We start from the raw sequence: 12,555 nt of genomic DNA, 5'->3' as shown, positions 1-12,555 counted from the left end.
AACCATCTCCGCGGTGGGGTCGGGGTCGACGGGCGGCGGGTCCCGGAAGACAAGTTCCTCCCCAGGGTGGGTTGCTGTCCGTAGACCGTGTCTACGGACAGCAACCCACCCTGGGGAGGAACTCTTTCCTCCGACCCTCGGCGCCGACGCGGTGCCTGAGGGCCAGCCGGTGCTCGCCGGCCCGCTGAACCCGCGGCACCCTCCGGCTCAGTCGGTGAGGCTGGTCCAGCAGTACAGCCCGTGCCCGGCGTCGGCCGCGCGGGCGGCGAGGGCCGCGAGCGGCAGCAGGGCCGCCGCGAGGTTCTGCGGGGGAGCCGACGGCGTCGCGGTGCCGGACCACTCGCGCGCCGCCCGCGCCAGCCGGGTGGGGCCGGCCGAGGCGAGGTCGTCGGCGAGGGTCTGCGAGACCGTCACGACCCACGGTCCCTCGTCGCCCCCGCTGCACACGAGCGTCCCGTGCCGCGGGTGCGCGGTGACCTCACCGTACGGCCGGCCGGAGAGCACGCCCGCGAGCCCGCCGAGCATGACGAACGGGTCGACGGACGGCACCGCCACGGCGTCGAAGCGCGGCAGGTCGGTGCTCTGGTCGGGCGCGGACGGCCCGCCAGGCGTGTGGAGCGCCGTCGCTGCCACCTCGTCGGTGGGTGCGGCGAAGTACTCCGTGCGGATCCCCATGACGCCGATGGTCGCAAGGCCGTGTCACGGGACTGTCACACGGGCGTGAAACCTGGAGTTTCACCGGCTGAACCCGGCGTCCGGCCGGCGCCGCGCTGGTCCTGACAGCGCCTGCGTGTCGGAGGCGGCGGACCTGGCCGTGCCAGGCTCAGATCTGGGCCGACCAGCGGTGCTCGACGATCTCGCGTACCCCCGTCGCGAGCGTGCGGGTGCGGCCGTCCTTGCCGAGCCCGCTGGCCTCGAGGAACGCGGCTCGGGCCGTGTCGTCCACGAGGGCCCAGGTGGTGACGGTGTCGGAACCGTCGGCGCGCAGGCGGTCGACGGCGGCCGCCAGGAGGCGCGACCCGTGCCCGCCGCGTTGCGAGCCGGGCAGGACCTCGAGCGACAGCACCTGCCCGGGGGCGACGGCGGCGAACCCGACGATGCGCGGCCCGTCGAGCGCGACCAGCACGCCGAAGCCCGGCCCCGGCGGCGAGCTGATCGCCGACGACCAGCGCTCCCGCATGGTGGGGACGTCGAGCGCGTCGATGACGCCCTCGCCCAGCACCCCGGTCGCGCGCCACGCGGCGACCTGGACGTCGGTCACCGCCGACTCGTCACCGGGGACGGCGGGGCGGACGGACACGTCGGCGGTCTCGCGAAACAAAGCCACACCGCCACCCTAACCGCAGCGGGCCGAGGGCCAAGTCGAGCGCAGTGGTCTGCCGTCAGCCCCAGCCGAGCGCGCGCAGGCCCGCGGCCGTGCCGGCCGCCAGCACCACGACGAGGATGAACGGGGCGCGCAGCGCGAGCGCGAGCGCGGCGACGGCGAGGGCGGGCACCCGCGCGTCGACGGTCAGCGTGCGGCCGTCGGCGAAGCCCTGCACCACCACGAGCGAGACGAGCAGCGCCACGGTGACGAGCGCGGTGACGCGCGAGACGCGCTCGGACGCGAGCCACGACCGTGGGATGAGGTGGCCGGCGAGCTTGAGCGCGTAGCAGGCCAGCGAGGCGACCAGCACGGTGGTCCAGAGCGCGGCGGTGGTCATCGGACGGATTCCCTCTCGGCCTCGTGCCCGGACCCTTCCGGGGCGTCGTCCCCGTCGTCCACGCCGCCGTCATCGTCTTTCGGGGCGTCGTCCCCGTCCGCGGGACCGGACGACCTTGGCGCGGCATCGTCCCGGTCCGGGGGCGCGGCCTCGTCCTCCGCGGCACCGGACGACGTCGGCGCGACCAGGCCGACGACGATCGCGACGGCCGCCGCCGCGAGCACCGGGATGCCCGGCGGCACGAACGGGATCAGCGCGGCCGTCGCCGCGACGGCGAGCCCCGCCACGAGCTGGGCGCGGCGGGGTGCGAGCCGGGGCCAGACGAGGGCGAGGAACGCAGCGGCCGCCGCGGCGTCCAGGCCCCAGGCGCGCGGGTCGCCGAGCGCGTCGCCCGCGAGCGCGCCCAGCAGCACGAACGTGTTCCACAGCACGAAGACGCCGATCCCCGTGACCCAGAACCCGACACGGGACGCGGCGGGATCGGGCTGGGCGACGGCGACCGCCGTCGACTCGTCGATGGTGACCTGCGCCGCGGCGAGCCGGCGCCACCCGCGGACCTGGAGCAGCGGCGAGACCACCGCGCCGTACAGGGTGTTGCGCAGGCCGAGCAGGGTGGCTGTGGCGATGGCGGCGAGCGGGGTGCCGGCGGCGCCGACCACCCCGACGAGGGCGAACTGCGAGCCGCCCGAGAACATGAGCAGGCTCAGCGCCATCGTCGGGCCCAGACCGACGCCTGCGGCCACCGAGAGCGCCCCGAACGAGACGCCGTACAGCCCGGTCGCCACGGACACGCTCACACCCTGGCGGACGGCGGCCCGCGCCGCCGGATCGGTGGGGAGGACCTTCACGGTCCGAGGCTACGGGGTCGCGGCCACCGACCGGGCGCCCGCCCGCGGACCGGACACGGCGCCCGAACCGGGCCCGCAACGCACGGGACCGGCGTCCCCAGCGTGCATCAGACCCCGCGTCCGCCGCCCAGCTACAGCGCCACGTACACCGTCTCCTGGTACTCCTCCATGCCGGCCTCGGCGCCCTCGCGCCCCAGGCCAGAGGCCTTGACGCCGCCGAACGGCGCGCTCGCATCGGAGACCAGACCGCGGTTGATGCCGATCATCCCGGCCTCGATCTCGTCCATGGCGCGCTGGGCCCGGGCGAGCGACGTCGTGTACGCGTAGGCGGCCAGGCCGAACGGGGTGCCGTTGGCCAGCTCGTACGCCTCGTCGTCGGAGCCGAAGGCGACGATGGGCGCGACCGGGCCGAAGATCTCCTCCGTGACGACCCGCGCGTCGCCGTCGACCCCGGTGAGCACGGTCGGCTCGAAGAAGTGGCCGGGCCCGTCCAGGCGCGAGCCGCCGGTGAGCACCTGCGCGCCGTGTGCGACGGCGTCGTCCACGAGGCCGGACACCTTCTCGACCGCCGCCTCGTTGATGAGCGGGCCCACCTGGGCACCCGGCTGCGTGCCGGGCGCCGTCACCAGCTCGCCCACCGCGGCGGCGAACTTCTCCGCGAAGGTGCGCGCGACGGCGTCGTGCACCAGGAAGCGGTTGGCGGCCACGCACGACTGGCCGGAGTTGCGCAGCTTCGCGATGAGCGCGCCCTGGACGGCGGCGTCGAGGTCGGCGTCCTCGAAGACGACGAACGGCGCGTTGCCGCCCAGCTCCATCGAGCTGCGCAGCACGTTCTTCGAGGCCTGCGTGAGCAGGACCTGGCCCACCCGGGTGGAGCCGGTGAACGAGACCTTGCGCAGCCGGGGGTCGTCGAACAGCGGCCCGGTGACCGGGCCCGCCTGCGTGGTGGGGACCACGTTGACGATGCCCGTCGGCAGGCCGCGGGACTCGGCCTCCGAGCGGATGATCTCGGCGACCAGCAGGGTGGTCATCGGCGTGAGCTCCGACGGCTTGATCACCACCGTGCACCCCGCGCCGAGCGCGGGGGCGATCTTGCGGGTCGCCATCGCGATGGGAAAGTTCCACGGCGTGATCAGCAGGGACGGTCCCACGGGCCGGCGGCTCACGTACTGCTTGTTGCCGCCCGACGGCGCCGTGCGCACCAGGCCGTCGGCGCGCACCGTCTGCTCGGCGAACCAGCGCAGGAACTCGGCGCCGTAGACCACCTCGGCGCGCGCCTCGGCCAGCGGCTTGCCGGCCTCGGCGGTGATGAGGGCCGCCACGTCGTCGGCGCGGGCGACGATGCGCTCGAAGACGGCGCGCAGCAGCTCGGAGCGCTCGCGGGGCGGCACGGCGCGCCAGGCGGGGGCGGCGGCGTGCGCCGCGTCGAGCGCGCGCACGGCGTCGGCGGGGGTGGCGTCGGAGACGTCGAAGATCGCCTCGGCGGTGGCCGGGTCAGTCACCTCGAACGTGGCGCCGCCCGCGGCGGGGCCCCAGTGCCCGCCGACGAGGATGCCGGTGGGAAGGTGTGCCACGAGGGCGGGGGAGAGCATCGTCGCCGTCATAGTCCGAGTATCCATCCCCACGCAACCGGATGGGCCTTGTCCACAGGCGCGAAAGCGTCCTCAGGCGCGCGGCGGCCCGGTACGGGGACCGAGTATCGTCTGGCGCACGCCAACGAGACGGGGGATCACTATGACCGCGACGGCCGACCTGTACGACGAGCACGGCGAGGCGCTGGCCTCGCTCCCCGTGCAGCTCCGCGACTTCGGCGGGGTCCGCGCCTTCTCGGGGCCGGTGCGCACGGTGCGGTGCCACGAGGACAACGGTCTGGTCAAGGCGGTGACGCAGACCCCTGGCGACGGCGCGGTCCTGGTGGTCGACGGCGGCGGCTCGCTGCGCAGCGCCCTGATGGGCGACCTGATCGCCGCCGCGGCGGTCGAGAACGGCTGGGCGGGCGCGATCATCCACGGCGCGATCCGCGACTCGGTGGCGATCGGCGGGCTGCGGCTCGGCGTGAAGGCGCTGGGCACCAACCCGCGCAAGTCGTCCAAGGCGGGTGCGGGCGTGGTGGACGAGGCCGTCGAGATCGGCGGCGTCGTGTTCCGGCCGGGCGCGCTGGTGTACGCGGACGAGGACGGCGTCCTGGTCGAGCGCTGACCTGGGGCGGGGGCCGGCGGACGGCTGCGGACGGCGCGTCGGGGCGCGCGGCGGGTCGCCGGGCTCACGTCCGGTGATCGGGTCGTAAACGGTACGGTATGCCTATGGTTCTCCCCGCTGACTCCGCGCGCCCGTTCGGCGCGGTCCTGACCGCGATGGTCACCCCGATGACGCCCGACGGCGTCGTGGACCTGAAGGCAGCGGTGAAGCTGGCGAAGAAGCTGGTCGACGACGGCAACGACGGCCTCGTCCTGTCCGGCACCACCGGCGAGTCGCCGGTCACGCACACCCCGGAGAAGGAAGAGCTTGTCGCGGCGGTCGTCGAGGCCGTCGGTGACCGCGCCGCCGTCGTGGCCGGAGCCGGCTCGAACGACACCGTGCACGCGATCCGCATGGCCGAACAGGCCGCGGGAGCCGGCGCGGACGGCCTGCTCGTCGTCTCCCCGTACTACTCGCGGCCCACCCAGGAGGGCCTGTACCAGCACTTCACGGCCGTCGCGGACGCGACGGACCTGCCCGTGATGCTGTACGACATCCCGGGGCGCGCCGGGGTGCGCATCGCCCCCGAGACGTTCGCACGCCTCGCGCAGCACGACCGGATCGTCGCCAACAAGGACGCGACCGGCGACGTCTACAGCGGCGGCAAGCTCGCCGCGAGCACGGGCCTGGCCTGGTACTCCGGCGACGACGGCCTGCTGCTGCCGTTCCTGAGCGTCGGCGGTGCGGGTATCGTGTCGGTGTCGGCTCACCTCGTCGGCGCGCACTTCGCCGAGACGGTCCGCCGGTTCGACGCCGGCGACCTCGCCGGAGCCATCGAGGTCTTCCGCACCACGACGGGCGTCATCGACGCGATGAACGGCGCGGGCGCCCAGGCCGTCATGGTCAAGGCGGCGCTTGAGCTCCTCGGCGTCACGGACAACCGCTTCCTGCGCCTGCCGAACGTCGCCGCCACGGACGACGAGGTCGCCGCCCTGCGCGCGACGCTGGCTGAGGCCGGCCTGCTGCGCGACGACGACACCGCACACCTGCCCGAGGTGAGCGAGCTCGCGAAGGCGAGCTCCGCCGTCGGGCACTGAGACTTTTCTGTTGGAACGAGGCCTTGGAGGCCACGTGAGTCATCCTCACCCTGAACTGTCCCTGCCCCCCGCGCTGCCCGAAGGCGGCCTGCGGGTGGTCGCCCTCGGCGGCCTCGGCGAGGTGGGACGCAACATGGCGGTCCTGGAACATGCCGGAAAGCTGCTGGTCATCGACTGCGGCGTGCTGTTCCCCGAGGACAACCAGCCCGGCGTGGACCTGATCCTGCCGGACTTCGACTACATCAAGGACCGCCTCGACGACGTCGAGGCGATCGTGCTGACGCACGGCCACGAGGACCACATCGGCGCCGTGCCGTACCTGCTGCGCCTGCGGGCGGACATCCCGCTGGTCGGGTCGCGCCTGACGCTGGCGTTCATCGAGGCGAAGCTCAAGGAGCACCGCATCAAGCCCTACACCCTCGAGGTGCGCGAGGGGCAGCGCGAGCAGCTCGGCGTGTTCGACTGCGAGTTCGTCGCGGTCAACCACTCCATCCCGGACGCGCTCGCCGTCGCCGTGACCACCGCAGCGGGCACCGTGCTGCACACCGGCGACTTCAAGATGGACCAGCTCCCGCTGGACGGCCGCATCACCGACCTGCGCGCCTTCGCGCGCCTCGGTGAGAAGGGCGTCGACCTCTTCATGGTGGACTCCACCAACGCCGAGGTCCCCGGGTTCGTGACGCCGGAGGCCGAGATCGGCCCCGTGCTGGACAACGTGTTCGCGCACGCGGACAAGCGGATCATCGTCGCGTCGTTCTCCTCGCACGTGCACCGCGTGCAGCAGGTGCTGAACGCCGCGCACGCGCACGGGCGGCGCGTCGCCCTCGTGGGGCGCTCCATGGTGCGCAACATGGGCATCGCCGCCGACCTCGGCTACCTCGACGTGCCGCCCGGCGTGCTGATCGACCTGAAGAAGGCCGACGACGTGCCCGACGACCAGATCGTCTACATGTCCACCGGTTCGCAGGGCGAGCCGATGGCGGCGCTCTCACGCATGGCCAACGGCGACCACAAGGTGCAGGTCGAGTACGGCGACACCGTGATCCTGGCGTCGTCGCTCATCCCGGGCAACGAGAACGCCGTGTTCCGCATCATCAACGGGCTCACCCGCCTCGGCGCGCGCGTGGTGCACGGCGGCAACGCCAAGGTGCACGTGTCGGGGCACGCCTCGGCCGGCGAGCTCATGTACTGCTACAACATCCTCAAGCCCAAGAACGTCATGCCCGTGCACGGCGAGGTGCGCCACCTCGTGGCCAACGGGGCGCTCGCGGTCCGCACCGGCGTGCCGGCCGACCGCGTGGTGCTCGCCGAGGACGGCGTCGTGGTGGACCTCGTGGACGGCAAGGCCTCGGTGGTCGGCGCCGTGCCCTGTGGGTACGTCTACGTCGACGGCTCGTCGGTCGGCGAGATCACCGACGCAGAGCTCAAGGACCGCGTGATCCTGGGCGAGGAGGGCTTCGTGTCCGTCTTCGCGGTGATCGACACCGCGACGGGCAAGGTGCTCGCGCCCCCGCAGATCCTGGCGCGCGGCATGGCCGAGGACGCCTCGGTGTTCGACACCGTGATGCCGGAGGTCACCGCGGCGCTGGAGAACGCGATCGCCGGCGGGGCCACCGACACGCACCAGCTCCAGCAGATCATGCGGCGCACGATCGGTCGGTACGTGGCCACCCGGCTGCGGCGCAAGCCGATGATCGTGCCGGTGGTGGTCGAGGCCTGAGGACGTATCGCCGCCGCCGCGTCCGCGACATACTGACCACGGCAGACCCGGGCTCGTCGGCTGGTTTCCGGGCGCTGAGTTCTCGGGCGCTGGTCGTCTACCGGGTAGGGCGCCGGCACCGGGCCGGCGGACGGCTCTGGAGGATGGGATGTCGCAGGAGACGGAGTTCGACACGGCTGCGGCGGTGACGCGGTCGATGCTGGGCTGGGGTGTGGTCGCCGGACCGTTCTACCTGGTGGTCGGGCTGATCCTGGCGCTGACCCGCGAGGGGTTCGACTTCACGCAGCATCCGCTCAGCGCGCTCATGCTGGGCGAGGGCGGCTGGATGCAGACGACCAACCTCGGCGTGAGCGGCCTGATGGTCGTGGTCGCGGGCGTCGGCCTGACCCGCGCGGGCGCGCGCGGCACGGGGATGTCGGTCGGCATCTACGGCCTGGCGATGATCGCGAGCGCGATCTTCCCGCCCGACCCGATGCCCGGCTTCCCGCCCGGCCAGGACGGCGCGACGACGCCGGGGCTCTCGGGCATCCTGCACCTCGCGTTCGGCGGTGTCGGGTTCGTCTCGGTGGCGGTCGCGGCGTTCCTGCTCGGCGGGTGGCTCGCCCGGCAGGGCGAACGGAGCCACGCGGTCTGGTCGCGGGTGGCGGGCGCGGTGATCCTCGTGGGCTTCCTCGGCGGTGTCGCCCTGGGCCCCGCCGGCATGGCCGGGCTGTGGCTGACCGTGGTGGTCGGCTTCGTCTGGCTGCTCCTCGCGTCGCTCCGGCTGTACCGCGTGGTACCGCACCCGGACGTGGCGCGGCGCTGAGCGGCCGAGCGGCGACCGGTCGGGCCGTGACCCGTCGGGCCGTGACCAGCCCGGCCCGTGACCTGTCAGGCGGTGACCTGGTCGCGGATCCAGCCGGCGTGACCGCGGAAGCGGCCCAGCTCGTCGTCGCCGTCGATCCTCGCCTCCACGGCCGCGACCAGCTCCAGCCCGCGGGCCGTGCCGCCCGCCTCGATCGCCAGCTCGGCGGCCAGGAGGGCGGTGTTGCACCAGCGTGCGACGTCGTCGGACTCCCGCAGGAGGGACTCGGCGCGGTCCGCCAGGGCGCCGGCCTCCTCCAGGGCTCCGTCGTAGCGGCCGCGGAAGCGTGAGGTCTCCGCGTCCTCGTCGGTGATGATCCTGGCGTGCTGGGCGAGCGTCTCGGGCAGCTCCGGCCGCAGCTCCGCGAGCTCGTCGGGGTCGGTCGTGTCGGCCAGCGCCGCCTCGCACGCGCGGGTGGCGCCGGTCATGATGCGGCCCGCCTCGGCGACGTCGCGGTCCCGGACGGCCCACGCCCACGCCCTGGTAGCGCGGATCTGGCGTGCCGCCTGGCCAATCTCGGCCCACAGGTCCGCCGCCCGCTCGTACGCCAGCTCCGCCGACAAGCTCTCGCCCGCGCGGTCCAGCGCCTCCGCCGCGAGGTTGGCGAGCATCGCGTGGTCGGCCTGCTCGGACCAGTGCTGCGCGACCTGCGCGGCGGCCAGCCAGTGCCGTGCCGCCTCTGCGGGCTCCTGGCGTGCCATCGCGCAGTCGCCGAGCCACCAGCGCACCTGCACCAGAGCACCCTCGCCGTGGGCCTCTGGCGCCGGGTCGACATCGGCAAGGGCCTGCTCCAGCACCGGCGCCGCCTCGGCCAGCCGGTCGCCCGCCATGAGGTACCCGCCCAGCCGGATCCGCGGCACGACGGCGGAGGCCCGGTCCACCAGGTCGGACCACGCCACGGCCTCGAGCGCGTGGTGCACGGCTCCGGGCGCGTCGTCGGCGGCGGCCAGCAGCTCGGCGAGCCGGAGGTGGGCGGCCGCGCGCCAGCCGGAGGGCGCCGCGTCGCCGGCTCGGTCGATCGCCTCCGCCATCGCCGACCGCATGCCAGCCGGGTCCTCGGCCTCCTTGGCGCGGTGGTACCTGTCGACGGCCTCCCGGACGTCGGCGGGCAACACGGTCTCGCCAGGCTCGGCGGCGGGCGCGGTACCCGGCAGCACCGCGCTGTCAGGCACAGCACCCGGCAGCACCGCGCGCAGCCCCAGCGGGAGGCGGTCCAGCAGCGGCTCGGCGTCCAGGCGTGCCAGCACCCGCTGGCTCACCGCCGTCGTGCCGTTGCGCGCGTCGAATCGCCCGGCCAGAGCGAGGGCCTCGGCCCGGGCGTGTCCCGCGAGGTCGGCGGCGGTCCACGCGCGCCCGGCGGGGCCGGTGACCCGGAGATCGCCGCGGCCGCGGGCGACCAGCCGGTCCATGAGGAGCGCGGTCACCGCGTAGAAGCCCATGTGGGGCTCTGGCTCGCCGTCGGCCTGGAAGTAGGCGGGAGTGTCGGCGAGGAGCTCGAGCCCGCGCGCCTCGTTGCCCGTCAGCGCGCAGAACTCGATGTGCTTGGCCACCGAGGCCATCATGCTCTCCGAGCCCTTGACCATGGGGTAGCCGCGCAGGTGGTTCGCCCGTGCCTCGTCCAGCCGGCCCAGCCGGACCAGGGGGAGGAGGGACCGCGCCAGCGCACGGTGCGGCTCCTCCGTGCACCGCAGCCTGCCATCGAGGACCGGTGCCCAGTGCTCGACGGCCTTCGCGTCGTCGCCGCTGTCGGCGTAGAACCCGCTCTGGCCTGCGGTCTCGCAGGCGTGGCAGTCCGCCAGCTCGCCGCGTTCGGCGGCCAGCCAGCCCTCGAACGCCCGGTGCGCCCGCTCGGTGTCGCCCAGGTGGTCGGCGATGTAGAACTCCGACATCCGCACGGCCCGCTCGGTGTGTCCGGCCAGCCGGTAGCGGCGGTCCATCTCGCCGAGCCAGTTCTCGATGGCCGTCAGGGGCACCTGGGGCAGGTCGAGCATGCCCGTCGTCACCCACTTGAAGTCCCAGAACAGCGAGCGGGTGCTCGCCGGGTCGAAGACGCTCGGGTCCTCGTCCCACAGCCGCAGCGCCCGGGCGAACGGGACGAGCAGCTTGTGCCGGTCCGCGCTGAACTCGTAGGCGCTGATCAGGTGGAAGAGCGCAGGGATCTCGGCCTCCGGCCCGAGCTGCGCCGCCCGGTCGAGGATGTTCTCCGCTACCGCAGCCTTCGACGTGCCGTAGGGACGCTGGCTGTTCTCCCAGATGGCACCCCGGAGCGTTGCGAGGTCCGTGATCTCGGTCATCGGTCGGTCTCCCGGAGGTCGTCGTGCTGGTCGGGGGCGGCGGGCAGGGTGGGCGCCGCCCATTCCAGCAGCTCGCCGAACGCGCGGTTCACGAGGGCCTGGTCCACCGGCCGCAGCGGCCGCCGGGCCTGGAGCAGCGACTGCCCGTACAGGGCCTCGACGGCGACCCCCACCAGGTCGGCGTCCGGCAGCCCGGCGATGCGCCGGACCAGCGGGTTGAGGTGGTTCAGCACGAGCCGGGCGCGGGGCGCCTCGTCGCGCAGGGAGCCGAGGATGCCGGCCCAGAGGTCGTCGGCCTGGCTCTCGGCATCGGCCCGGGCGCGCTCGTGCCGGGCGGACCGGTCGTCCAGGTGGAGTGCGGCCAGCGACGCCGGATGGAACGCGCGCACGGCGACGTCGCAGTCCAGCGGGTCGAGCCGGGCCCGGGCGGTGGCAAGGAGCGGCGCGAGCGCGAGCTCGGCCGCCGGGTCTACGTGGTCGAGGTGCGCGGTCACGACGGACGCGTCGAGCTCCTCGACGGTCACCTCCGGCCGGACCTGCGGCAGCGCCTCGACCAGCGCCGCGTCGTACGTGTACCCGCCGTTGACCACGGCCAGGCCCTGCGCCGCGGCGATGGCCGAGACCTGCCGGAACTCGTCGACCGTGCGCGTGAAGTGCACGATCCGGTGCCGCCGGGCGAGGTCGTCCAGCGTGAGCTCACCCTCGGACGTCTCGAACGGCAACCAGGGCAGCATGGTGCGCAGCACCTCGTCGTCGTGCAGGGCGAGGGCCTTGACGCCCAGGTGGTGGACGGCCAGGAAGCGCCGCAGGCGCTCCGGCGAGGTGGCCGCGAGCTGTGCGAGCCAGCCCCGGACGCGGTCGCCGAGCGCCTCGCGGACCGCCGCGAGCGTCTCGTCCTCGTAGAGCTGCTCGCGGCTCGCCGTCGGCCGCAGGGAGTCGGTGTCCAGCACGCACCGCACGAAGAACGCCCAGTCGGGCAGCAGGGTCTCGGCCCGGTCGGTGAGCAGCATGCCCTTGAGGTGCACGCGGTGCCCGCCGCGCTGCGCCGGGCTGACGACGCCGGGCAGCACGTAGGCGACGCCGCGGATGCCGACCAGCGGCAGGTCGAGCTCGATCGAGTCGAGCGGTGCGAAGCCGAACGCGTCCTGGCAGTATGCGGACAGGGCGGTGGTCCGCGCGGTCGGGCTCGTGTGCTCGGCCTCCCACGGCGGCCGCTGCCCGGTGACCCGCTCGTCGCCCACGCGGACGTCGTAGGGCAGGAGCGCCCCGAAGTCGGCGGCCAGGTCGGCCACGGTGGACGCCTCGAACCACTGCTCGCTGCCGCGGCGGGCCGCGAGGTGGACGGTCGTCCCCGGCTCCGGGTGCTCGGACAGCTCCAGGGTGCGGACCGTGTAGGAACCGTCGCCGCGGGCGACCCACTCGACGGGCAGCGCGTCGGGCGTGCGCGCCGACCGGCTCACCACCCGGATGGTCTCCGCCACGACGAAGCAGGCCAGCAGGCCGATACCGAACTGCCCGAGGAACTCCTTGCGCGCCTCCTGGAGGCCGTCCCGCTTGGAGCTGCGCCCGATCGTGGCCAGGAGCTGGTGCACCTCTGGCTCGCTCAGGCCGATGCCGGAGTCGGTGATCCGCAGCGCAGTGCCCGTGGCGTGCAGGCGCACCGTGCCGGGGGCCGCCGGGTCGATAGCGCGCCGCGCGGTGATCGCGTCGACACCGTTCTGGAGCAGCTCGCGCACGTAGACGCGCGGGCTGGCGTACAGGTGCTGGGACAACAGGTCGACCAGCCCGCGGAGGTCGACCTGGAACGTGTGCGGCGAAACCGCCGAGGTCTCTTGCGTCGTCATCGTGGGCGCGATGCTAGCGGCGCTGTC

11 protein-coding genes are annotated in these 12,555 nt (G+C 74.0%); 4 read left to right on the top strand and 7 right to left on the bottom strand.

Translation table 11 applies throughout. The annotated features are described in order from the left end of the window. Window positions 1-207: 207 nt before the first annotated feature. The 5 genes from AC0QU1_RS16330 to AC0QU1_RS16310 all read right to left on the bottom strand — a co-directional run bounded on the left by AC0QU1_RS16330 (window position 208) and on the right by AC0QU1_RS16310 (window position 4,155). Window positions 208-675, bottom strand: a complete 468-nt coding sequence (locus AC0QU1_RS16330; protein WP_483570720.1) for a hypothetical protein — start codon at window positions 673-675, stop codon at window positions 208-210. A gap of 148 nt (window positions 676-823) precedes the next feature. Then, a complete protein-coding gene (locus AC0QU1_RS16325) occupies window positions 824-1,327 on the bottom strand; it encodes a GNAT family N-acetyltransferase (protein ID WP_483570719.1) in 504 nt (167 codons plus the stop codon). 55 nt (window positions 1,328-1,382) lie between these two features. After that, window positions 1,383-1,703: an AzlD domain-containing protein gene (locus AC0QU1_RS16320; RefSeq protein WP_483570718.1), complete on the bottom strand. Its 321-nt coding sequence runs from the start codon at window positions 1,701-1,703 to the stop codon at window positions 1,383-1,385. Continuing rightward, window positions 1,700-2,551 carry an AzlC family ABC transporter permease gene (locus AC0QU1_RS16315; protein WP_483570717.1) on the bottom strand — a complete coding sequence of 284 codons (852 nt, stop codon included), beginning with the start codon at window positions 2,549-2,551 and terminating at the stop codon, window positions 1,700-1,702. The genes AC0QU1_RS16320 and AC0QU1_RS16315 overlap by 4 nt, the downstream gene beginning before the upstream one ends. A gap of 131 nt (window positions 2,552-2,682) precedes the next feature. After that, the gene (locus AC0QU1_RS16310) at window positions 2,683-4,155 is read right to left on the bottom strand and encodes an NAD-dependent succinate-semialdehyde dehydrogenase (protein WP_483570716.1); all 1,473 of its coding nucleotides are present in this window, start codon (window positions 4,153-4,155) and stop codon (window positions 2,683-2,685) included. Window positions 4,156-4,285: 130 nt separating this feature from the next. Between AC0QU1_RS16310 and rraA the strand changes: the two genes are divergently transcribed. From rraA to AC0QU1_RS16290, 4 genes are all read left to right on the top strand, one after another. Beyond that, window positions 4,286-4,750 carry a ribonuclease E activity regulator RraA gene (rraA, locus tag AC0QU1_RS16305; RefSeq protein WP_483570715.1) on the top strand — a complete coding sequence of 155 codons (465 nt, stop codon included), beginning with the start codon at window positions 4,286-4,288 and terminating at the stop codon, window positions 4,748-4,750. 98 nt (window positions 4,751-4,848) lie between these two features. Next, window positions 4,849-5,826: a 4-hydroxy-tetrahydrodipicolinate synthase gene (gene dapA / locus AC0QU1_RS16300; RefSeq protein WP_483570714.1), complete on the top strand. Its 978-nt coding sequence runs from the start codon at window positions 4,849-4,851 to the stop codon at window positions 5,824-5,826. A gap of 34 nt (window positions 5,827-5,860) precedes the next feature. Beyond that, complete coding sequence (locus AC0QU1_RS16295; protein WP_483570713.1) at window positions 5,861-7,546, top strand: ribonuclease J; 1,686 nt, start codon at window positions 5,861-5,863, stop codon at window positions 7,544-7,546. Window positions 7,547-7,694: 148 nt separating this feature from the next. After that, the gene (locus AC0QU1_RS16290; protein WP_483570712.1) at window positions 7,695-8,351 is read left to right on the top strand and encodes a DUF998 domain-containing protein; all 657 of its coding nucleotides are present in this window, start codon (window positions 7,695-7,697) and stop codon (window positions 8,349-8,351) included. A 65-nt stretch (window positions 8,352-8,416) separates the two neighbouring features. Here the strand turns inward: AC0QU1_RS16290 and AC0QU1_RS16285 are convergent, their stop codons facing one another. Together AC0QU1_RS16285 and AC0QU1_RS16280 are read right to left on the bottom strand one after the other, a co-directional pair. Beyond that, complete coding sequence (locus AC0QU1_RS16285; protein WP_483570710.1) at window positions 8,417-10,684, bottom strand: hypothetical protein; 2,268 nt, start codon at window positions 10,682-10,684, stop codon at window positions 8,417-8,419. Continuing rightward, entirely contained in the window at window positions 10,681-12,528 is a 1,848-nt protein-coding gene (locus AC0QU1_RS16280) for an HSP90 family protein (protein ID WP_483570709.1), read from the bottom strand. The genes AC0QU1_RS16285 and AC0QU1_RS16280 overlap by 4 nt, the downstream gene beginning before the upstream one ends. Window positions 12,529-12,555: the final 27 nt, after the last annotated feature.

The sequence above is a fragment of the Promicromonospora noduliphila genome (genome assembly GCF_056951025.1).
Note: the sequence above shows the minus strand (reverse complement) of the source record. Positions and strands in the feature narration are given on the sequence as shown.